Source organism: Bacillus sp. FSL K6-1338 (assembly GCF_038006965.1).
Classification (GTDB): Bacteria; Bacillota; Bacilli; order Bacillales; family Bacillaceae_G; genus Bacillus_A; species Bacillus_A thuringiensis_S.
In genome coordinates this window covers 3,333,204-3,357,495 of sequence record NZ_JBBOWI010000001.1, presented here as the reverse complement: position 1 = coordinate 3,357,495, position 24,292 = coordinate 3,333,204, and the positions used below count along the sequence as shown (strand labels likewise).

The window sequence follows — 24,292 nt, the reverse complement described above, 5'->3', positions numbered from 1 at the left end:
AAATAAGGAGAGTATCAGTCTTAATTGTAATGAGGGGAGGAGTATTTAAAATAATTTTTTATTGTCGTTGTATCAATTTGGTCAGCAAATAAAGAGGAGGGGGATTTTTGAAAAGTATTATGAAGGGTAAGATATGTCTTGTTCAATTGTTCAATATAAGGAATGTATATATAATCTAAAACTTCTGGAGGTAATTCTAAAGTTTCTTGTTTCCATAAATCGAACTCATTTGGATTAATAATTTGCATACTTCCAAAATGAAAAGCTATTAATTCATCTTGATCAATAAAAACTTTTTTATCTGTTTTTGATATAGAACTGCTATTTAAAATGACATTCCAAGGTGCTGCATCAATACCTTTATGAGTCATGATTTTTATATTAGAAAAGATGTTAGGAATGTGATTTAAATATTTTTGGTCACCCCATCTATTCATTTCAACATCATAATGATTATTGCAATATTCTAGGCATTTATCTTTCCACCATGTTAAAATTTCTTTGCTATTTTGATCGTTTTTGAAGCCTACTAAACCAGCTTGATATATACCGTGTATGTTTTCAATTTCAGTAGAGCTTCTTTGAGGGCAAAGGAATACAGAGTATTTCCACCATTCATCAAGAATGATATTAGGTGCTGTAAAGAAATACATATCAGCATCACAATATATAATGTGATCAACTTCCGGATAAAGACTAAGGACATGTAGACATAGGGGCGCTTTTAATGTCCAACAATATTCTTGTAAACTTCTATCATTTTTTATACTGAGGAGTTCATGATTTTCAATATCTTTTACTGGAATTAGTATGGCGTGCTTTAATTTTAATGTCTCTAATATTTGATAAGTTAAATCATCCATACAACAAATCCATACAGTAAATTTAGCGTTGAAATTTTCTAAGGAATAATAAGAGGTCAATCCTTGAATTAATCGTTCTTTACTTATAATCATGGAAAAGTTCATAAAATGATTGGATTGATTCATTTTTCTTCTTAATTGTGAATCTTTATATAAGGTTTGAGCTTTATTTATATCTTTTTTACTTAAAAATTGTTTAGTATCTTTATTGAATTTATTTTTTAATTGATTTAAAACAAATTGAATTCTCTCTAAATACGGAGTGTAAATATGGTTTAATATATTATTGGGTATTGAAATTGCTCCTAAAGACCAAAGATCAAAATCATTTTCATTAAAGATAGTAATACATGCAAAATGGTAAACAACTAGTTTGTCGTTTTCAATAAATACATCGTTTTTAGTCTTGTCAATTTTATAATCGTTATTATATATACAGTTCCAAGGCGCAGCATTTATACCTAAGTTATTTGAAATTTTTACTTTTGGAAAATATATAGGGATATAATCTAAATACTTTTGGTCTCCAAATTTCCCCTCCTCAGCCTCGGCACTGCACCAATCTAGACATTTATTTTTCCACCATCTTACACTTTTTAGTCCATAGAGATCATTCTTAAATCCAATTAGCCCAGCCTGATATTTTCCATACATTTTTTCTACCCAATCACGATCTCTTTGGGGGGTAAGGAAAATAGAGTATTCACCCCATTCCTCAAAAATAATATTAGGATCAGAGAAAAAGCATAAATCACCATCACAATATAGAATAGATGGTAAATCATAATTGACCAATAAATATTCTATCAAGACAGATTTTAAAGTCCAACAATATTCATTTACTTTTCTTTTTCTTTTAATTGCTTTTAGTTCACTATCTTCTAATTCTTCAACTTGTAAAAGGTTTACATTAATTAAATTCATTTCTTTTAATAGTGAATATGCAAAAGGGTCTATACAACAAATCCACAATGTGAATTTTTCTGAGTACTGCATTAATGATTGCTGTAAAGCAATGATTTTCAAGACATATTCATTACCTACAATGACACAGAAATGATTATTTAGATCATGTTGTTGATTATAGAATTGGGGATTCATTCTTTTTTGAGTATTTTTTTTGGAGAGATTTGAAGCTTTAATTCCTGTTGAAAGCGGGTTAACTATTTTCTCATTAGAGGGGATATACAATCGAGGTAAACTTATTTTTTTATCATTAGAGTTCAATGTTTATTCAGTCCTCTCCACTAAAATTTATTAGGATTCCAACTTTCATCTACAGTTTTTAAATCTTTAGGTGTATCGACACTAGCCCAAAAGTCATTGTGTTCATAGACTGCGAGCTCATTGTCTTTTATTAAATTGCGAAGAGGATCTTCTTCTAGAACACAATCATCACTATCACCTAAATAATCGAATATTTCTTTGTTAAATACAAAAAAACCGCCATTAATTACTTCATCAAGTAATGGTTTTTCTTTAAAATCAATAGCAATTCCATTTTCGACCGTCAATAGGCCATATTGACTATTTTTTTTAATTCCAGTTAATGTAGCAATTTTTCCTTTTTCTTTATGGAATGCTATTAGTTGATCAATATCTATATTTGCTAATCCATCGCCATAAGTTAATAAAAAGGTTTCATCCTGTACAAAGGGTTCAAGTTTTTTTAGCCTTGCCCCGGTCATTGTATCAATTCCTGTATTTATAAAGTGTATATTCCAATTTTCTAATTCCTGAAGTAGCGTATATTGATTGGTTTTAAAATTCAAACTAAAGTCATTCTCTTTCCAGCTAAAGTCCATAAAATATTCTTTAATTTTCTCACCTTTATATCCTAGGGGCAAAATGAAATCAGAATGTCCATATTTTCTATACCAATTCATTATATGCAAGAGGAGAGGCTTTCCTTGAACTCGAACTAATGGTTTGGGAATGTCCTCTAAAATTCCTTGCATCCGAAGCCCTTTTCCGCCACACAAAATTATGACTTTCATAAATTTCTTTCCTTCCTCTCTATATATTTTACTAATTTAAACTATGTAGTTTGTTTGATAAATGTATACACGGTTGTACCATAATGACAATCAACTAAAAAATATATGTTAGATTTATAATTCAAATGCTGATTAAACGTGAAGAATACGCACTGTAGTTTATTCTCAATCTTATGTAAATTAGGTTATTCTAAAATCAATGCTTTATTTTATTTAATACTAATGAAAGAAATTACTTGTTTGTAAGATAAAAGAAGGGGAGGGGAATCAAGGGAATTAAAGAAGCTTATAATGAAAAATCTAAGAAGGAAATTAACTATTTAAAGGAAGAGTGAACAAATATTACATTGTAGATTTTACAAATTTAAAAAAGAGCACCGTATAAAGGTGCTCTAGTGATGGAATCAATTTTGTAAAGAACCATTTATTCAATAAAGAAGGACTTATGAGTTATTATATGAACGGTTTATTAATTAAGTGTGTATCAATTAGATGGGAATTTTATTTCTCTACACCTATTTTAATTTACTGGAAAAATCATGTTAAAAGTAAGAAGAAAAGTATTAAGTTAATGTTATTTTATTTAAAATATAATTCCAATCGGAATCATCACCTTCCCATCTATCCTGATAACGTGGGAGTTCAATTGAACAAACCCTCGATATTCCCCAATTTTGTTCAACGATATTAGATATATCCTCCTTAAAATTGACAATAAGAATATTAAAATCTTTATTTGTAATTTCGGATAATACGTTTTTTAATTCAACCGCTTCATCTCGATTTCCCCAAATCCTAATGAATAAAATTGATTCACTACTATTTATTTTTTCAAGGAATCGATTAATTCTAGTGTCTAATTTAGCTTTAAAAGAAGGATAGGTTGATTTCCAATCCTTTTCTGAGTCAATAGGAAAGTCATGCATTGAAAAACAATTATAATAAGTGTCCTTTATACAATAGGTAATTCGTTCTGCCCATTTAGTTTGATTATCAAATTCTGATTCAATAAGACCGTAACTTTCTGAACCTTCTATGACCATATTTTCCAACTTCATAAATTTTTCAAATCGATTTTGAAGTAATCTGTTTACATCTGAAAGTGATGGATAATAAAACCAATCTAAAGGTCCAGAAAATGTTCTTAAATGGTGCCTTTTGATTTGGTTAGTGACTTGACACAAGCCTCCTAAACTTACAATTACGCCATAGGATTTTTGTATATCATCTAGGTTCATCCTCATCATCCTTTTTAAAAGTAATTTAAATTATCTATTCAGTATATGATGCAATAACATATTGATGTGGACATATATATCAAAGTACATAGAGCTAAGACATTGGTATAAATTTGAAAAGTCAAAATCCCTAAGTTAAGGGGTTATATCTTTAATGTTATATCATTGAGTTGCTATTGGGATGAAAGCTGGTAGGGATTATACTCTCCAGTAACTTAAATTAGAAACCAGTTCTTGATTACTACAGTAAAATTGTTGTGCCTTTAAAAGAATCCTTAGATAAAAAAGAAAAATCTATTGGTTAGCATTTAACCAGTAGATTTTTCTTTGAGTTATTATCTTTTACATAATAATTATAGAAGATGGAAAATTCCACTTAGAAATAATTTTAAGCAGAAGAATAGACTAGTCTAATTTCTAATGGTTCCAGTATCTTTTATTTTGACGTGTGTCTTTACATTTATTTTAGCCTCTGCTAACGCTTGCAACCAATTTCCTTTTACTTTTTTCCACTCTTTATATTGAAATGCTCTAGCATATTGGGATAATCCGATTGGATCAATTTTATTCTGCTGTATTTCATATAACATATTTTGTAAATTATTATTAATTTCTTTTTGAATAGCACTTTTTAAATTATTTATATTTTTTTTATTATCATAGTGCCCTTTAATTGAATTCGGATTGGTTTTTTCTATTAAAGCTACATTAGCGTAAATATCGAGATTAAATACAAACTTTCCGTTTTGAAAATTAACAACTACCTTCCTTGTCGCGTTCTGTACGAATATAGAAGTGTTTGTTTTTTTGTTGGACTTTTTAGGAGGAAGCGCAAGGTGTAGTATCATTCGCCCGCTACTTTTTTGCTTATTTATAAGATTGAAAAATTTAACATCTTTTTTAGGGATATGAGTTAAATATTTCCCTTTTCGATTTAAAAATGCAATTCCTACTGTATCGATTTCATTCTTTGTTTTTTTGATAATTGGAACAGTTTGCGTCATTCCTTCTTCATTTTGTTCTCTCATTAATTGTTGAATTGTAGAAGAGACGGATTGGTTATTTTGAATTGACGATTCGATTACACCATTTATATAAGATGAAAGTGATGGTTTACTAGGCTTATGAATTGTAAAAATTTGTTCTGCAGGTCCATCTACAAGTACTACTTTAGCATTAATGGTAGCGTAAGGGTCACGGTAAGAAGAATCAAGCTCCTGCAGCCAATTTGCTTCTTGCGCTAATTTTTTTCCAATTAAAATGATTTCAGCTTTGGAAGCTGTCATAAAGCCCGTTAACTTCGTATCTATCTTACTGAATCCAGTATATACAGTTGATGCTTGTGTCCAATGTTCTATAGTACTTTTTTGCTGTTTATGATGAAAGAGTGGTATGCTTGTTCCAACTTTTATGTCTCCATTAGGGGTTCTATCCAAGCCAATTAACAGGATTAATGAAACCTTCTCAAGAGGAATTCTCTGACTACAACCAATTATATATACACAACAAATTACAATCCATATCCATTTTCGAATCAAAGTTGTTTCCTCCTAGTAATCCAAGTAAAAAGAATACTGTAAGCGAAAAATAAGATTGGTAATAGAATAAAGAAAACGACATTTAAGATATCCATAAGAGAATATATAAACAAATATTGATCCACATCGGGATTTAGGAAAATAAATAGGCCAACTATAAATAACATAAAAGCAAGCAGCGCCCAATTGCGGGCGTTTTTTTGAAGTGAAATGGCCACAGATTCAAAACTGAAAAATAAATACGGATATATCGTAGTGGAAAATACAATTAAATAGTAAGCGATATATATAATTTCTAATCGTTCCATGAAAGAAAAACGAACCCCTTTTAACAGATGAAATACTGGCCAGATTACGTCTTTTATCCCCTCTGGACTAAAGTATATATAAGAAAGAATAGTAACATATAGATAGAAAAACATGGTTCCAGTATTCGCTATTAGTAGTCCTTTTATGGCTTTTTGCTTTTTTTGTAAGAATGGATATATATAATATGCAATTTCTAGGCCAGCATAAGGAGTAATGGTTTCTTTTGTTGCCTTTACAATAGGGTATAATCCTTCTTTAAATATAGGTAGTAGGTGTAAAGGATTGTAGTTAGTCTTTAGTGAAAAAAGAAGAAATAGTGGCATCCAAGTAGTGAAGAAGAAAACAAGCATAGAATAACTAGTAAGAGCCCTTAACCCACTCAGGGTTAAAATAATAAAAGGTAATAGTAATAATATGGTGATTTGATAAGCAGGAGTGGAAGGGAATATCCACACTTTTACAATATCGGTTGCCTTTAATAAAGTATTAAATCCAGCAAAAAATAGATAAAAGGCATATGCAAGAAAAAGAATTGTCCCTATCCATTTACCAAAGTATGTTTTTAAGATTTGTGAGAAATTTTTGTTAGGATTTTTTTGTAACATTAATATAATAAATACCCCGATTATAGAAGTAACTATCCATCCGAGAATGATCGAAATCCAGCCATCTGTGCCAGCATTAGTAGCAAGGGGGCTTGGCATAATTAACATACCAGATGCAAGTTGAAGCGAATGAATGAAAATAATAAATTCGAATAAAGTTACTTTTTGGAACTTAAGATTTCCCATGTTAACCACCTTCTTTTTTCTTTCTTTGTTTCGGCTGTCCTGTACTCGAGCGGGTGGTAATCATCGAAATAGGAAATCTTACAAAAGAATCTTTTAACTCTTGGAGACGAAATGGTGCGATTGGCATTCCATATGGTGAACCATAGGAAGTTAGTGAAACAAAATGAGCAAATAAAAGCATTAATCCACTAACAATACCTACAATCCCATAAAAGTAAGCCAATAACATCATTGGAAAACGGATAAGGCGTATAGAACTTGATAAATCATAATTAGAAACAATAAATGAAGCAATGGCTGTAATAGATACGATAATAACCATAACGTTACTAACAAGACCAGCTTGAACAGCCGCCTGTCCAATTACAATCCCTCCAACGATTCCAATAGTTTGTCCAATTGGTTGTGGTAAGCGAATGCCAGCTTCACGTAGCATTTCTAGTGTAATTTCCATTATAAAAGCTTCCAATAAGGGGGAGAAAGGGACTTTGACTCTTGATGTTGCAATAGAAGTGTATAAGTCTATAGGAATAATTTCAAAGTGAAAAGAGACTATAGCAATATAAAATGCGGGTAAAAAAATAGCTATAATAAATCCTGCAAATCGTAATAAGCGAAAAAATGATGCGATGAGCCAATGAATATTATAGTCATCTGGGGTTTGAAAAAATCCAATCAAATTCATAGGAACAACCATTGCACCAGGTGATCTATCCATTAACACTGCTACTTTCCCATCAAGTATATGATTTGAAATGGCGTCTGGGCGTTCGCTTAAATAAGCCTGTGGAAAAGGAGTCCAATTTTGATCTTTTGTATAATTAGATAGCTCTCCAATACTTAATACCGCATCTGTTTTGATTTTACAGATTCTAGTTTCTATTTCTTGGACTACATCTGCGTTTGCTACATCACCTAAGTAAATTAAATAGACTATAGAAGTGGCTCGTTCTCCAATCGTCAGCTTTTTGATCTTTAACTCTGTAGAAGGAATATATCGACGAATAAGACCTATATTTTTTGTGGCATTTTCAATAAATCCATCATGGGATCCTTTAATAGTAACTTCTGAAATTGGCTCTTGAATCGCCCTTTCTGCCCAGCCTTTTGTGTTTATTAGAAGTGACCGCTTTTCTCCCTCCATAAACAGTACACATTGCCCCTCAAGTAACCCTTCTTTAATTTCATTCCATGTATATACTATTTTGGTATGAGTAGCAATAATATTAGAATTAAATATTTGACTGTCTTCATTTACTTCTTGTAATAATGGTGTAACAACATTGGTTTTTAATGCAACACCATCTGTAAGGCCTTCAAAATAATATAGTAAAATATTCGTGTTTGTTTTTAATTGCAAAGGATGTTCAATTAAATCTGCACTAATATCAAAGATATTATCTAGTGTATTTTTAAGTTGTTTTAAGTTACTTGTTTGAATCTTTTCAATGGTTTTATCTGTCTTAGTTTCTAAGGTCTCTTCATTTAAGGACAAAATTGACACCTCTTTAATATATAACGATTAGTTGTATTTATTATTTTTATATGATTGAATTTTATTCACTAATTTAAACTAATTGGAGATAAGAATTAATAAATTTGATGTGCTATATTATTAATTCAATAATTGAGAGCAAAAAGCAGATGTAATTTGTGTGGAAATTTAAGTATTAAGATAGAATTGAAATTTGAATGATTATAATAAAAAGAACCCTTGATAGGTTCTTTTTTAGTTGGTAAATATGTTGTCAACAATAGATGGCGATAAAGGTAGTAATTTAGATGTCTTTATGTTAATCAGCTAAATTTTGTAGGAAGAATTCATTTTTCATTTATTTGGGTGTTCTAGTGTATTTGAATTTTGCGCACTAACAAATTTTGTTTAGGGACAAAATGCATTTTCTTAATTATCAGAAAAAATAGCGCAACAAAATTCCTATTAATTATTTTGGTAGGTATCAAATATTTCTTTGGCCTTATTTTCTTGATATTACCGTACGTTTATATGTTTCTAAGGGAAAGAAATACTTTCATGTTACCATCTATTGTTTGATTAAGATGGTAACATGAAAGTGAAACGTTTACAACCAGAAAATAAAGAAAAAATATTAAAATGCGACTTTTTTCGACAATTATTCTATGTTTATATTTAATTTTATTATAGGAAAAGGCGGAGGGAAGCGGACCTTTTCCTATAAACTGTTTTGTTGGAATTAGAAATAACTAAAAAAGTAATAATAGCTTAAAATTAAAATGAAATTCAATGATAAAGTTATTATTGAATTTTTGAACCTCAGGTGTCTTGAAAGTATGGTCAAATTTTAATCCACTTTGCATTTCTTCCTTTTGTAACTAGCTTAATATGGCCAAACAGTTGCAAGGAATTTAAAGCCTTACTGATTGTACTCTCTGCAATGTCTGGATAAGTGTTACGAATACTTTCTTTAGTAAAGGGTTGTTTTTGTTTAAGTATAAAATCCTGAATTCTCTCAACTTTAGTATGTTTACATATAGAATCTAGAACTGTGTTATGAAGATCTTTGTAAGCCTCTAATATAATGGTTAAAAACGTTTTTAACCAAAAGCTATTATTATGTTCCTCGCAGTACCAATTCACCGAAGATTTATAAATCGAATTGTAATAATCAGATTCATGTTTCTTAATATATTTATCCAAACATACATATTTTACAAATGTATGTCCACTCTTAATTAACAGCAATTGCATTAACATAAATGCCAACCTGTTATTACCTTGATTGAAAGGGACTATGCAATAAAAATTTAATATAAAACGAGCTATTAATAAAAGTGAATGAAGCCCCTTACTAGTATTTAATGAGTTGTATTGATCACATAATTGCTCCATAAACTGTGGAATAAGTTCATGTGGAAGAATGCGGTAACTATTCAAGTGCATTCCATGTTCTGGAATTCCTGGAATAATAAAAGGTTTTTCACGCCATTTGGCACTGTCAGAGGTAATGTAATGTATTAGTTGAAAATGTAATTCCTGTATAGTTGCTGGATTGATTAATAAAGTACAGGAGTTTTTATGTACAAAAGAAAGTGTTTGATAATAGCAAAAAATAGCATCTTCCGAAATATTTTGAGGTACGATATCATCTAAAATAAGTTCTTTTAATCTTTTATTAGGAACTTTTATATCCTCGTAAATAGTTGTGAAATTTTTTATGTAATGTAGTGGTATAGTTTTTTCTAAGCTATTAAATATGTCCTTGTTTTGTTCCTGATAAGCAGCTAATTTTCCTTTGAATTCGCTAATTTCACTTATTAAATTTATTAACCTCCTTTTCAATTCAATATTTTTATACTTATCATCAAAAAAGTCTCTCATTTTTGTTCCCCCTGTAACCCCTTAACACGTTGTTGCATATATCTTTCCATTCTAAAGGTATTCCACGACATCATTGTAAAATAACGACATTTTCGTTCTGATTTTAAATATATATCAGAATCTATATTTTTATTTAACAATTAAAACATGGAGATTATAAAGAAGAATCGTTAGGATTCAATTTTAATAGGCATAATCCTAACATCAAATGTACAAATGTACAATAAAAAAATAAAAAATATAAAACTATCGACTCTTTTGAAAGATTATTTAAAAGGGTTTTAAGAAATTGTAGGTATAGAGTGCTTTAGTTTAGCAGTAAATATTGAAGTGGTAATAAAGTTTTCATAGGTAATCATAAAGTAGATAAACTATTAATTTGTGACAATTATGTGTCTAATCTATTATATACTTTTATGAGAATTCTAAAATTAAATCCTAAAGAGCTGAATTTTCTATATTTATCATAAAGATCAGAAGAGGTGTGTTGATGAAATGTATCATTTTATATAAAAATATGTAACGTTTAATACTCGTATTGTAAAATATTTTGACATACGTTAATTTAAATATTAGGTACAGGAACATTTAATAAAAACTCAGTACTAAAATACCCTTTAAACGTTTCACCCTAAAAATCGTTCTCAAGCACACTGAAATTCATCCTTTGTTTCTGTGCCTTATTAGCTAAAAATAACATAATAAATTGTTAAAATGTGATAATTAAAAATGGGATTTTAAATCTTTTCTCTTTTCTTAAACGTTAACAATCTCTTGATAATTTGTTTAAAGTAAGGAAATACAGGATAGAAAATAGCTATTAATAAAGAAAATACAGTTAAGCTAGATACCTTAAGCTATTTTATGAGTAATTAAGCGTTAGTTTGAATTAGTAGGGGTATTATATGTGTTTTAACCTCAAGTGTATATGTTTAAGGTTAAAGGATTTGTGAGTGGTATAAAAGCAAAAAATTTATTTTTCCTATATGAGGAATTTTTTTGTTTTAATATTTGAATTTTTTGTGAAATTAAACGGAGTTTTTATTCTTCTTTTAATACATAATGTTACAAAATTGCGTAATTGTATTTAATTTATTTTTATAGGAGATTAAAAATAATAATAAATGCACCAATTTATGAGAGATATTAATATATTAATTGATGATTTGTTCGTTTATCCTTATATTGCTATTATATTAGCGAAAGCAATATATTGGGGGGACAAAAATGAAATTGAAATTAACATCTAAATTGGAAAGATTAAGAACAAGTAAAAAGGGGATTGGTGCTTGTGTTTTGGCTGCAGGCATGACGGCAATCACAATGGCTCCTCAAAGTGCGTATGCACATGGGTTTGTTGAAAAGCCGAGTAGTCGTGCTGCTTTATGTAGTCAGAATTATGGGGTATTAAATTTAAATTGTGGAAATGTAATGTACGAACCTCAAAGTCTAGAAGCACCTAAAGGATTTCCAGATAGTGGACCGATTGATGGGAAAATCGCTTCGGCAGGAGGGTTGTTTGGAGGTATTCTTGACCAACAAACATCAAATCGTTGGTTCAAAAACACAATTAAAGGTGGAGTAAATACATTTACATGGAAATATACAGCAGCACATTCTACAAGTAAATGGCATTATTACATTACAAAAAAGGGATGGGATCCTAACAAACCATTAACACGTGCTGAATTAGAACCAATCGGAACTGTGAAACATGACGGTTCGGCTGCATCAAATAATTTAACACATACAATTAATGTACCAACTGATCGTAATGGTTATCATGTTATTTTAGCTGTATGGGATGTAGCAGATACGTCAAATGCTTTTTATAATGTAGTTGATGTAAATTTAGTAAATAATGAAACTCCTGATACAGTAGCTCCAAGTCAACCAACTGAATTAAATGCCTCTAAAGTTTCTGCCAATAGTGTTGAAATAACATGGAAGGCTTCCACTGATAATATAGGTGTAAAAGAATATCAAGTGTTACGTAATGGAGAAGTAATTGATACGGTACCAGGTACAACTTTTATTGATAAAAAATTAAAAGCAGATACGGAATATACTTATACAATAAAGGCATTAGACTCTGCTGGAAACATATCAAAAGAAAGTGAAAAACTGAAGGTTAAGACAACACATACAATCCCCGATATAGAGGCTCCAACTCAACCAAAAGGATTACATAGTATGGGTACAACATCGACAACTGTTGATTTAATGTGGAGTCCGTCAGAAGATAATGTAGGTGTTGACCATTATATTGTATATAGAGAAAGCGCTGGGGTTATGAATAAAATTGGAACAGCGGCTAATACATCCTTTATGGATAAAGATTTGAAGGCTAATACATCGTATAATTATGTAGTGACGGCGGTTGATTTAGCTGGAAATGAATCTAGTAGAAGTGATGTTTTGAATGTAACAACAAAGTCAGAGAATTCCGCATATGAAAAATGGGATGCAAGAAAAGCATATACTAAAGGTGATAGAGTAGTACATGAGGGGAAAGTGTACGAAGCGGTTCAAAATCATCAAGGAAATGGCGACTCAAATTGGATTTTTGCTTTATCGCTTTGGAAGCCAGTTTTGAATAAATGATAAGCTCAAAAAGATAGTTTACAATTTTGGATTGCTCTTTAAAAATTAAGGGCTGTTCCAAATATAATTATCTAATGGATTAAATGATATGTTAATAAAGTGAAACTGTAATCAGTGGAGGTTTTGTTCATCCCCGACTGATTATCAGCCCTCACCAATCGGGCTTTTACGGGCGCCCGTTAACGCGGGATAAAATTTAATCGCTATCCTAATGTTTACGAAATGAAATTAAAAAAAGAATCCCAATGGAATTCCATTGGGATTCTTTTTTTCTAATTTGTAATAGCGTAAATTTTCACTGTGAATTTGCTAGTGGCACCAATTGGACTTGCAATATAATATTTAGTATTTGTGTAAGCTTCAGTCTTAGATTCATGTGAAATATTCTTCCAACGAGTGGAATCTATTCCCAGGGAAACATCAATCATTACATTGAAAGAAATAGTAGAAGGATAATCTTTTTCTGAAGGCTCAATAACCCATTTTAATTCTTTTGTACCTACAGGTAAACTATCAATTTTAAAGTTTTGGCTGGATCGATTTTGTTGCCCTGATAAAGGACTAGATTCAGATGCTATTTGCGAAATTAATATTTCTTTTTCATTTGAATGTATACCATTTAATTTAATGATACTATCAATTAAACCTGGACCAGGAAAATCAGCTGCGATGATACCAGAATGTTTAATTGCGCCTTGTTGTAAGAGTTCGGTCCCAAGTATATTCATCCCCCCATAGTATACTTGTCCGTTTCTATCGCGAGGGAAATCACTCCACGCATTAGTGGAATTCGTTTGAATCAATTTAGGACTACTGTCAGTATTTCTGCCTTCTTTTCCGCTTGCAACAAACCAAGGATATACATTATTTAAAAATGCGGCTGCGCCCCCCGTACCACTAAAATGGTTGAGGTGAATTTTTCCATTATTAAAGTTAGTATTTGTATTTTGTAGATGGTTTTTTATCGCAATCCATTTTGTGTATATTTCGTTTGGTCCGCTTCCAATTTCAAATTTATCTTGTATATTCAAACCTTCGTAATCAATCCCGTACAATTGAGTGGATGTAAAGTTTTGTAAGATTACAATTTTCCCGCGGGTATCTCCTAAAGTAGGATTATTTCTATCTGAAGTTTGTACGGAATTAGGATCCCAAAAATATGAAGCATTAACGTTTTTGTATTTTAAAAATATCTCCTTAAATGATAGAGATCCATTTTCAGGAGTAGTTTCTTCTTTTAAGCGCATTAATATTGTTTCTGTTGGATGAGCTTTTAAAAATTGAATGGTCTCTTTCAATACATCTTCAAACACAGCTTTTTGATTTACAACACCATGATACATTGCAAAAGAATCTTTTACACGTTTAACACGCATATCTACATATCGAATTCCGGAATTTAATTGTTGGGATAAACTCATAGTTTGATTTCTTGTCAAATTTTCATCAATAAAACTTGCTCCATGTAAAGCCATTGTACCGTGAGTCCCTGGAATAGATATTTCACTTATTTTTGTTGAATCTTCTATTTTCGCCATCCACGATGGATTTTGATACCCTATATTGGATTCATAGGAGTAACCTGGATGACTATTAGCTAAAATAGTAGATGGTGTACTTAAACTTGCTAGTGTAATACAAGTAAGGATACTAATTTTAAAGAAATTTCTCATTTTTATTTTGTTCATTTTTTCTCTCCTGACCTTTAAACAATTGTTAGATGATTTTTTACTATATTTATTGTTTTTCATTCTTAAGATAATAAATTTTTGTATTTAGAAATAATTAACAATAGGGGGAGTAAGTTATTTGAGACTTTAATAATTTGTTATTATAAATTGTCTCTAATAGCCAAATGGATTATTGAAAAATCGAAGTATAGCCTCCCAAAAAAACAACTGTTTATTGCATTGAATACAAACAAAACAGAAGTCCTAAAAAAGACTTCTATTTTGTGACATATAATGAATAATAAGGTGGTAAACAAATCAAGATAATGTGATTGAGTGGTAAAAATTTATTAATAGCTGTTTTAGAATCTCTTATAACAAGGCTGATTACAAAAAGCGGATCTCTACACTGCTAATAAAAATTGAAAAATTCTACTCATTAAAACTTAGACTAACTACAGTTGCAATTGATTGGGCTGCATGTTCCCAGCTTCCATCTATAACTTTACCAATTTGCTGACCAAGTGTATTTAAATCATTTGGATTAACTGGAATTCCATTATACGCAGCAAGAATTGATAAAAGTGGAGCGGCAAATGGTGTCCAACCACCTCTATCAATATTAAATACAGGTTTATCTAGTACCTTTCCATCTTGTACTGTAAACTCATAATAAAATTGATCATCTGGACGAAAACTTAAATGATGAGAAATTTGCCCCTTAACATATTTTTTTCCTGCACCTAGGTTTACTACTTCTATTTCTTTTACATTAAATTCATGTTCAAATACTTTAATTTTTTTGACTTCTGGACCATTTAAGGCAGCTTGAACGGCTGTTTCCAAATTATTTTGTGCCAAAGGTTGAATACTCGATTGTGCCTCTTTGTGTTGAATAGGAGCCTCTTTTTCTGCAGCAAACACCGAGGTAGTAGGTAGTGCACCTGTAGCTAACGTAGCGGCAAGTGCTGTTGTCATAATGATTTTTCTTTTCATCTTCATAGTTTTTCTTCCTCTCTTAAAGTTATGATATATAATCTTTTAAAGACTGACACGGTGCAATTTTTTTCATAATGCACGTAAAAAATTAGTTTAAGAATTATGTGAAATCTTGTCAGAAAATTAAAGTTAATTATATATGTATTTAAGATGATATCTATCTACACATATTTTTTCAATTTTTAGATAAATGAAATAGTAATGACTTCTTAAGAATTAATTTAGCACCTTGTTTATCTAGAAAAGTCCTATAAACACATTTAATTCATAGTAAAAGTAATATATTTGATATTAAATGTCTTGCATAATGCGATAAAAGTTCACAATTTTTTTTATCATTATATACAGAAAAAGGTAACGAAACTTAAGCGATATGTAATACTTGTCATAGTTGTGAATTATGTAAATCTATTTAGTGTAACAGCTAAGATGTTAGATCTTGTTTTTCTTAAAAACATTACTTATTCGGATTCATGAAAAGGATTTTAATGGATTAGTTTGATTTGATATAAAAAGAGGACGCATTTTTATTTGCGTCCTCTTTTTATGATAATTTATTTTACAAGTTAAGAAGAATCTTTGATCATCTAAATAAATTCTATCACCCTATTAGGAGATGCTAGTAGAACAATATGGACTTTTATTTAGTTCATTTTCTAACAGTTCGTTTAATTCAATACTATAGGCAAGCATAGTACTTAGTTCAGAACCTTCTTCTATTGTTTTATTGATAATACTCTTTCTTGGTACTATTCTAAGTATTTTTCAGCTAGGTAAGAGGGGTATGTTGAAATAGGAGGGCCCATCTTAAAGTAGGATAAATTGGTCTTTGAAATCGGTATACAGTTCTTTAATAAATATAGTTTTTGCAATATATCTTTATCTATGGGATGAAGCATATAATCTGTCATGATGAAATAATTGTGATGGTAGATAAATACTTTTCCTTCTGGTAAAACCGCGTGACGAGATAAATTTGGATAAATAGGTGGTCCATCTGAAAATTGATTTAAACTACGTTGTGAAACTTTAATAATTTCTTGAACTGAAAATTTAAATTTGCGAAATGCAATGGTGTCAATAAATGGACGTTTTTGATTATTTTCTATATAAAATAACTCTCCTTTTTCACTTTGCACAACCCGTAGATTTGGAATTGACTCTGTAAGGGTTATGGGGGGCCCTTCTGTATATTTGTAGATAAATGGATCGGGAATTAAGACAATTTCATTTTGATTATATTTGAAGTAAGAAAGCATATCTTTCGAAATAAGCCTGCGTTTAAAGTTATCAATTAAAAATACTTTACCTTGTGAATTACTAAATAAAATACCATTTAAATCTTTTGAAGGGAGGTTAGCATATAGGTTTTGGAAAGAGAATGGTGTTTTAAAAGTAATATCGAGCACTTTGTTAATGGGATAAAAAGGTTGAAATGTATTTAGGCGTTTCCAAAACATTGCATCTCCAGCAAACCAATATAAAGGATTTGTATCCCAATATCCACAGTACTTTTCATAGACTTTTAATAATATTCTTCTAGTATGCATAATTGAACAATGATCTACAACATTAGCAGCTGTATATAAAATTTCCGAAGCTTCTCTCACAAATTCATTTGTAGGTTGTAGGTTATAATCAACATATTTTACGTATTGGGAAGAGTAGACTACATCAATTTCAGGATGTTTTTCTAAGAAAGACAACATTTCAGCTAATCTGTTTGGAAGGTATATAGTATCATCTGTTAAATAGCAAATATAATCCCCACAAGTTAATGGTAGTGCCTCATTGATAAGTGTTGCATATCTTGTAGTTTTATATCGTTCATCATCTTGTATAAAACTATTCGTATAAGTAATTCGAGGATCCTCTAGATAATTTTTTATGACATTTATAGTTTCTGGACAGGAGTTATCATCCATAATAAAAAGTTCCCATTCTTTATAAGTTTGCATTAGAACACTTTCAATAACTTGATTAATTAATGATGGCTTATTATAACTAGTAAGGATAATTGATATTTGGGGTTGCAAAGTCTTCACCTCTATTGAGAATATTGAATGTGTTTTTCTAGTGAAATCTAATAATTAAAGCTTTATCGACACTTTCTTTTTTATACTTAAATAATTTATGACTTTTTCATAGATATGGTATGGACTATAGTGGAGAAAAAAGAGACATGGGTGAATATAAATACTGCTATTAATTTTTTATAGATAAAGAAACCTTTTTTAAAATTATCGGAACGGTTTGTCCTTTCTATTTATATAATAACGTAACTGTTTTTGTATTTATTGATAAGGAGGAGAGAGAGATTTGCCTAAAATTTCAGTTATAATGACAAGTTACAATAAGCCTGCGTTTGTTGAAAAATCTATATTAAGTGTATTAAACCAAACCTTTCAAGATTTCGAGCTTTTTATAATGGATGATGATTCAGATGAAATGACCCAGAAGGTGATTCAACCATTCATAAATAATGAAAATGTACATTTTTATAAAAGTAATGTAGCTCATATTTCTGAAAGGACAAAAAAAGTAAGATATGCCGCTTTAATTAATGAGGCACTTAAGCATGCTAAAGGAGAATATATAACTTATATTACAGATGATAATCAATATGAAGAAGAACGTCTTAAAAAGATGTCTAGTTATCTTGATGAGAATAAAGATGTTCAAATTATTTATTCTGCATCAAAAACGATTCATATAGATGAAACAGAGATGCCTATTAAAACGGTTGAGAGACCTGCAAAAAAAATTACGAATAATGCTCCATGTACAATTGATCATTGTTCTATTATGCATAGAGCATCTGTTTTACCAATTCTTGAAAAAAGGTGGAATTCTTATTGGGATGAAGATCCTCAGTTTTACCGGATAGGAGATGCACGCTTCTTTTGGAGATTAAATCACTATTGGGATTTTTATCCCTTAGATGAAATTTTAGATATCAATTATATTACTCCCCATTCAATACATGCGCAGTTATTTGCAGAAGAAAAAAATGAATTTGTGCAATTATTACCACCACAAAGAACATGCAAAGAATTAAGGGAAGACTTAAGAAGAAAAAGAGGGTGAAAAATTGAGTGACATTTATTTGAAAAATTACTGGCTATTAAATTTAGAGTATATAAATATTTTTTCAAGGTTAAAGCATTATAATATTCCTTTACCATTACTGAGTAATTTTTATCAATATTTAGATGAAGATATAAAAAATAAAATGAAAGATAATAATTTTTACAAGCAATTGTCAATTGAGCCAATAGCAGAAACACAGTTACAGTTAGAGTTTGAAAAAATAATGTCTGTATTTCAATCAAAAATAAAAAGAAAAAACCAAAATGGAGCAATCCTCCTAAATTCAGATTATCTCCGTTTTTCAGTAAGTAACTTTACTCACTTTAATCCAAATCAAACAAAGATATTAACTAGATCAAAAAAGACCGAACTCTATGGTCTTCCTACAGTTTGTGCACCAGATTATATAAATAAATCTGCTAATACCGCACATGTTTTTATAGAAAAAGCTAAAGAAATCTTTTTAAAGTTTAATAAGCACCCACTATTTTCAAACCTCTTTTTTCAAAAAAAATTACTAAGCGACCTTCCTATCATGATTGAGAAACTTAATATGGCTCATTTTATTTTTAAAGAACAAGATATTTCTGGTGTGATTGTCGGTACTACGGAAGATATAACAAGTAGAGCTCTTACTTTTCTTTCTAGTAGTGAGGGTATACCGAGTTATTGTCTGCAGCATGGTGCAGTAATGGGGGAAGAAGCATACTTTCCGGTTTTCGCAACAAAACAGGTCGTATATGGGAAATATGAAGAAGATTGGTACCTTCAAAAAGGGGTCAGTGAATCTCAAATCGAAATACTAGGGCACCCCAGATATGATGAGATCTTTGATAGAGTATATATGGATAAAAAGAATCTTTTTAATAAATTAAAAATAGACCCCTCTACAAAAGTGGTTTTTATTGCAACCCAGCCATTTAAAACTTCATTTTATACTGAATTGACAGAAAAGTTAGTGGAAGACAAAAATATTACGGTTATTATAAAACCACATCCTTGGGAAAAAGGGCGTAATTTAGTGGGAGAATATATTAAGTTAAGTAACTTATATCCTAATGTTAAATATATAACAAATGAAGTAAACATATATGATGTTATTTTACATGCAAATCTTGTGGTTATCTCAAATTCAACAGTGGGATTAGAGGCAATGTTATTAGATATACCTGTAGTTGTTTATAAATCTTTATTAGAGGAAAGGGATTATAAATATTACGATACATTAGATTGGCTTGTAAATCATTCTATGGAGGATATGACTAGCACGATTAAAAAGGTTCTAAATAATCCTTTACAATCAAATTTAGCAAAAGAATTAAGAAGAAAATTTATTAATGAAAACTATCCGCAAGAAGCATGCACAAAAAGATTAATAAATTTAATTCAAATTGAAAAAGATTAAAATCGTCACCATTTATAAATATTTGAAGTAAAAGATTATATCCTCAGTTTTCAATGATTAATATGTATTTTAAACTTGCAATAGAAACGTATGTTTCTATATCCGGCAAACTAGTTTATCTCTCAACAAATGGATTGCCTATGGAATTACAAACAAGTTGAAGAGAGTTTTTTTGCTAAAATTATTTTTTAATATGAGGAGGTATATATTTTCATGTTTTTTAAAGATAAAAATGTTTTAATTATTGGTGGAACAGGAACAATTGGAAAAAGCATTCTTTCTAATGTTCTACAGGAAAAGCCAAAAGTGGTAAGAGTTTTTAGTAGAAGTGAATACAATCAATTTTTATTACAAGAAGAATTTAGGGATAAAAATCGAAATATTCGTTATTTAATTGGGGATATTCGTAATTATGATCGAGTATTTAGTGCGATGGAAAATATTGATTATGTATTTCATGTGGCCGCGATGAAGCATGTTTCGTTTTGTGAATATAATCCGTTTGAAGCAGTTTTGACCAATATTTTTGGAACACAAAATGTAATAAAAGCGGCAATTGCTCAGAAAGTAAAAAAGGTAGTTTTTACAAGTTCTGATAAAGCGATTTCACCAACAAATAATTACGGTGCAACAAAATTGACTGCTGAAAGATTGATTACGTCAGCGGAATATTCAAAAGGTTCAAGTGAAACGACATTTACAAGTGTTCGCTTCGGAAATGTGATGGGATCAAGAGGCTCTGTCATTCCTTTATTTGAAAATCAAATTAAAGAAAACCAAAAAATAACTGTAACGGATCTTAGTATGAGTAGATTTATGATGACACTGAACCAAGCAACTATGTTAACAATTGAAGCAATGAAAATAGCAAAGGGTGGTGAAACTTTTATATTAAAAATGCCAGTTATTTCATTAAACGATTTAAGTGAAGTGATGATAGAAGAAGTTACAAAGTTATATGGATTGTCCAAGGAGAATATTAAAATTGAAGAAATTGGTTTAAAACCGGGTGAAAAAATGTATGAAGAACTTATGACACATGATGAATCTTTACAGGCTTTTGAATTACCAGATATGTTTATCATTCCTAGCCCATTAAAAAAGGGTACTCAATATGAAAATGCAAAAAGGGCGAAGGCAGGCTTTTACCGTTCTGATAATCAAAATGCTATTTCAAAAGAAGAGCTTAGAAATTTAATATTAAACCAGCAGCTATTAACAGGAGGGGAGAAAATATGAAAATATTAGTAACTGGTGGTGCAGGTTTTATTGGTAGGTGGGTTGTAAAGAGATTATTGCAGGATAAGCATGAAGTATGGATATTAGACAACTTAGCAAATTCAACTACTGCAAATATTACCGAGTTTGCACACGATCTAAATTTAAAACAATGCATTCAAGGAGATATTAAAGATAAAAAATTAGTTGCTCAATTATTTGAAAATAATTCATTTGACCTTTGTTATCATTTAGCAGCGAGTATCAATGTTCAAGATAGTATAGATGATGCTAGAGCAACTTTTGAAAATGATACAATAGGTACTTTTAATTTGCTAGAACAATGTCTTAATTATGATGTCAAAATGGTCTTTATGAGTACTTGTATGGTATATGATAAAGCTACTAATATACAAGGGATATCAGAATTAGACCCAATTAAACCAGCCTCTCCATATGCGGGATCAAAAATTGCTGCTGAAAACATGGTTTTATCTTACTATTATGCTTATAAGCTACCAGTAGTGGTTATTCGCCCATTTAATACGTATGGTCCATTCCAGAAAACAGGTGGGGAAGGTGGGGTTGTTGCCATTTTTATAAATAATAAATTAGATAATGTACCACTGAATATATATGGGGATGGAAAACAAACGAGAGACCTTTTATACGTTGAAGATTGTGCAGATTTTGTTGTGGCAGCAGGATACTCTGCAAAAGCAAATGGTCATATTATCAACGCTGGAACAGGGCAAGATATATCCATTAATAAATTAGCAGAATTGATTTCGGGAAATAAAGTAAGCATTCAACATGTAACTCATATCCATCCGCAAAGTGAAATTCAAAAATTATTATGTAACTATGAAAAAGCAAAAACAATATTAAACTGGGAACCAAAAGTTTCTTTAGAAGATGGAGTTATTAAAACAGAAGAGTGGATTAAATCTTTAAAAATTAATCCTAAGGAGAAAGAGTAATGGTAAGGGGAATCCTCGGTATGCATGGAGGAAAGCCTGTTAGAGAAACTTATTTACCATATGGCCAGCAACAAATTGATGAATATGATATTCAGGCTGTTGTAGATGTATTAAAAGGGGATTTTTTAACAACAGGACCAATGGTTCAACAGTTTGAAGAGGCTATAGCGAAATATGTGGGAGCAAAATACGCTGTTTCCTTTTCAAATGGTACAGCTGCATTGCATGCTGCCTGCTATGCAGCAGGCATAACTGAGGGAGATGAAGTAATTACAACTCCGATGACATTTGTAGCAAGTGCAAATTGTATTTTATACCAAGGGGGAAAGCCGGTATTCGCTGATATTGACAATGGAACATATAACATTAGTCCTAAATCTATAGAGGAAAAGATTACAAACAAAACAAAGGCTATTATTCCCGTACACTTTACTGGTCAGCCTGTAGAGTTAGAAGAAATACAAAAAATAGCAAAAGAAAACAATTTGATTATCATTGAAGATGCAGCCCACGCATTAGGAGCCACATATAAAAATAAAAAGATTGGTTCAATTGGTGATATGACAATGTTTAGCTTTCATCCGGTGAAACATATTACTACCGGAGAGGGGGGGGTAATTACCACAAATAATCCTCTGTTTTACGAAAAACTTTTTCAATTCCGTACGCACGGAATTGAAAAGAATCCTCGAAATCTTCTTGAAAATCATGGGCCTTGGTATTATGAAATGCAATTCTTAGGTTACAACTATAGAATAACGGATATACAAGCTGCTCTTGGCTTATCACAGTTAAATAAATTAGACTCTTTTATTAAAATTCGAAAGAAATATGTAGACATTTATAATAAAGAATTTAGTTGTTTATCTGAAATCATCATACCAAAGCAATTGCCTCAAACCGATTCAAGCTGGCACCTTTATATTATTCGTTTAAATACTAAATTATTAAAATGTAATCGAAAAGAAGTTTACGAGGCATTACAAAGAGAAAATATCGGTGTGAATGTGCACTATATACCCGTACATTTGCAACCGTTTTATCAAAAATTAGGTTATGGAAAAGGTATTTGTCCGCAAGCAGAAAATGTATATGAGGAAATTATTACGCTGCCTCTATTTCCTAAAATGACAGAAGCTGATGTGTGGGATGTAATACAAGCTGTGAGAAAAGTTCTTTCGTTTTATAGAGTTGCTAAAAATTAAATGAAAGGGGTGTTATTAAAATTGCAAAACCAAAAATTGTTAAGAGCAGTTACAAAAGGTGACATTAAAAAAGGAGAGATTATTACAGCTAATAAAGTAACAATGGAATTAAATGTTGTAGAAAATGCGCTTACCGAGCTTGAAGCAGAGGAATTATTACCTCAGGTAGCTGTATATAATTTGTCTGCAGGTACCCCAATAACAAAAGAGGTTATTGAACCTCCAAAGGTAGTAATAATTGTACTTTGCCGCTTAAAATCTACTAGGTTACCTTTAAAGGCAATATTGCCAATACACGGAGTTCCTTCCATTGAACGATGTCTTATAAATACATTAGCTATTCCAGGAAAACACCAGGTCATACTTGCTACTTCAGATATTGCACAAGATGACCCTTTGGAAAAATTTAATTTAGACGGGAAAGTTAAGATTTTTAGAGGTGATCCAGAAAATACCGCTGATCGCATGTTCCAAGCTGCAAAACAAGAAAATGCAAATATTGTCATACGGATTACAGGGGATTGCCCAGCTGTGTCACCTGAAATAAATACTTTTTTACTAGATGAACATTTGAAAAGTGGTGCAGACTATACACAGGCAGAGTTAAGTACGTTACCTGTTGGAACAGCAGGTGATATTTTTACATTAGAGGCAATCGAACGATTACTACAAACCCCAAAACCTTTAACTTATGCAGAATACCTTCCGTTTTATTTTATTAATAATCCACATTTATTTCGTATCAATGTAGTGAAACTTCCTCCAGCAGTTTGTTATCCTACTTGGAGGTTAACATTAGATGAACAACCAGATTTAGATATGTTCAATGAACTTTATAGAGGTCTGAATGTAAAATCTAAACCTTTATTCTTTCATCAAATAAAAGATTACATCCTTCGAAACCCTGAACTTATTGAAATTAATAGTCATGTAAAATTGAAATGGGCAAATCAACAATCATTAGTAGATGAGTTAAATAGAGAAACGATATTATAAATTAATAAATTGTAGTGCTTTTAGTGAGGAG

17 protein-coding genes are annotated in these 24,292 nt (G+C 30.6%); 7 read left to right on the top strand and 10 right to left on the bottom strand.

Annotation, left to right across the window (positions count from 1 at the left end):
• Positions 1-20: 20 nt before the first annotated feature.
• From NZ044_RS17225 to NZ044_RS17195, 7 genes are all read right to left on the bottom strand, one after another.
• Positions 21-2,090, bottom strand: coding sequence for a glycosyl transferase (locus NZ044_RS17225; RefSeq protein ID WP_079245801.1), 2,070 nt, complete (start codon positions 2,088-2,090; stop codon positions 21-23).
• A gap of 20 nt (positions 2,091-2,110) precedes the next feature.
• Positions 2,111-2,860 (bottom strand): sugar phosphate nucleotidyltransferase, encoded by a 750-nt coding sequence (locus NZ044_RS17220; RefSeq protein ID WP_000864426.1) that lies wholly within the window; start codon positions 2,858-2,860, stop codon positions 2,111-2,113.
• Positions 2,861-3,423: 563 nt separating this feature from the next.
• Entirely contained in the window at positions 3,424-4,098 is a 675-nt protein-coding gene (locus NZ044_RS17215) for a papain-like cysteine peptidase (protein WP_001046794.1), read from the bottom strand.
• 410 nt (positions 4,099-4,508) lie between these two features.
• The gene (locus NZ044_RS17210) at positions 4,509-5,636 is read right to left on the bottom strand and encodes a Ger(x)C family spore germination protein (protein WP_000619984.1); all 1,128 of its coding nucleotides are present in this window, start codon (positions 5,634-5,636) and stop codon (positions 4,509-4,511) included.
• The gene (locus NZ044_RS17205; protein ID WP_000527367.1) at positions 5,633-6,736 is read right to left on the bottom strand and encodes a GerAB/ArcD/ProY family transporter; all 1,104 of its coding nucleotides are present in this window, start codon (positions 6,734-6,736) and stop codon (positions 5,633-5,635) included. The genes NZ044_RS17210 and NZ044_RS17205 overlap by 4 nt, the downstream gene beginning before the upstream one ends.
• Position 6,737: 1 nt before the next feature.
• Positions 6,738-8,231 (bottom strand): spore germination protein, encoded by a 1,494-nt coding sequence (locus NZ044_RS17200; RefSeq protein ID WP_000055704.1) that lies wholly within the window; start codon positions 8,229-8,231, stop codon positions 6,738-6,740.
• 819 nt (positions 8,232-9,050) lie between these two features.
• The gene (locus tag NZ044_RS17195; RefSeq protein ID WP_001204206.1) at positions 9,051-10,094 is read right to left on the bottom strand and encodes a Fic family protein; all 1,044 of its coding nucleotides are present in this window, start codon (positions 10,092-10,094) and stop codon (positions 9,051-9,053) included.
• A 1,227-nt stretch (positions 10,095-11,321) separates the two neighbouring features.
• Here NZ044_RS17195 and NZ044_RS17190 point away from each other — a divergent pair.
• Positions 11,322-12,698, top strand: coding sequence for a lytic polysaccharide monooxygenase (locus NZ044_RS17190; RefSeq protein ID WP_000769023.1), 1,377 nt, complete (start codon positions 11,322-11,324; stop codon positions 12,696-12,698).
• Between the two features lie 272 nt (positions 12,699-12,970).
• On the opposite strand, the gene NZ044_RS17185 is transcribed toward NZ044_RS17190, so the two are convergent.
• From NZ044_RS17185 to NZ044_RS17175, 3 genes are all read right to left on the bottom strand, one after another.
• Positions 12,971-14,386: a phosphatidylinositol-specific phospholipase C gene (locus tag NZ044_RS17185; RefSeq protein WP_098506422.1), complete on the bottom strand. Its 1,416-nt coding sequence runs from the start codon at positions 14,384-14,386 to the stop codon at positions 12,971-12,973.
• Positions 14,387-14,800: 414 nt separating this feature from the next.
• On the bottom strand, positions 14,801-15,370 hold the full coding sequence (locus tag NZ044_RS17180) for a hypothetical protein (protein ID WP_000782791.1): 570 nt from the start codon (positions 15,368-15,370) through the stop codon (positions 14,801-14,803).
• 746 nt (positions 15,371-16,116) lie between these two features.
• Positions 16,117-17,403: a glycosyltransferase family 2 protein gene (locus NZ044_RS17175; RefSeq protein ID WP_001183018.1), complete on the bottom strand. Its 1,287-nt coding sequence runs from the start codon at positions 17,401-17,403 to the stop codon at positions 16,117-16,119.
• A gap of 283 nt (positions 17,404-17,686) precedes the next feature.
• Here NZ044_RS17175 and NZ044_RS17170 point away from each other — a divergent pair, with 283 nt between their 5' ends.
• The 6 genes from NZ044_RS17170 to NZ044_RS17145 all read left to right on the top strand — a co-directional run bounded on the left by NZ044_RS17170 (position 17,687) and on the right by NZ044_RS17145 (position 24,261).
• Complete coding sequence (locus NZ044_RS17170) at positions 17,687-18,454, top strand: glycosyltransferase family 2 protein (protein ID WP_001124407.1); 768 nt, start codon at positions 17,687-17,689, stop codon at positions 18,452-18,454.
• A gap of 4 nt (positions 18,455-18,458) precedes the next feature.
• On the top strand, positions 18,459-19,862 hold the full coding sequence (locus NZ044_RS17165; RefSeq protein WP_001280559.1) for a CDP-glycerol glycerophosphotransferase family protein: 1,404 nt from the start codon (positions 18,459-18,461) through the stop codon (positions 19,860-19,862).
• A 213-nt stretch (positions 19,863-20,075) separates the two neighbouring features.
• Positions 20,076-21,101, top strand: a complete 1,026-nt coding sequence (locus NZ044_RS17160; RefSeq protein WP_000465155.1) for an SDR family NAD(P)-dependent oxidoreductase — start codon at positions 20,076-20,078, stop codon at positions 21,099-21,101.
• Complete coding sequence (locus NZ044_RS17155) at positions 21,098-22,060, top strand: dTDP-glucose 4,6-dehydratase (protein ID WP_000699376.1); 963 nt, start codon at positions 21,098-21,100, stop codon at positions 22,058-22,060. The genes NZ044_RS17160 and NZ044_RS17155 overlap by 4 nt, the downstream gene beginning before the upstream one ends.
• Entirely contained in the window at positions 22,060-23,265 is a 1,206-nt protein-coding gene (gene pseC, locus NZ044_RS17150; protein WP_000251480.1) for a UDP-4-amino-4,6-dideoxy-N-acetyl-beta-L-altrosamine transaminase, read from the top strand. Before NZ044_RS17155 ends, pseC begins: the two co-directional genes overlap by 1 nt.
• Complete coding sequence (locus tag NZ044_RS17145) at positions 23,266-24,261, top strand: cytidylyltransferase domain-containing protein (protein ID WP_000679359.1); 996 nt, start codon at positions 23,266-23,268, stop codon at positions 24,259-24,261.
• The last annotated feature ends 31 nt before the right edge of the window (positions 24,262-24,292 follow it).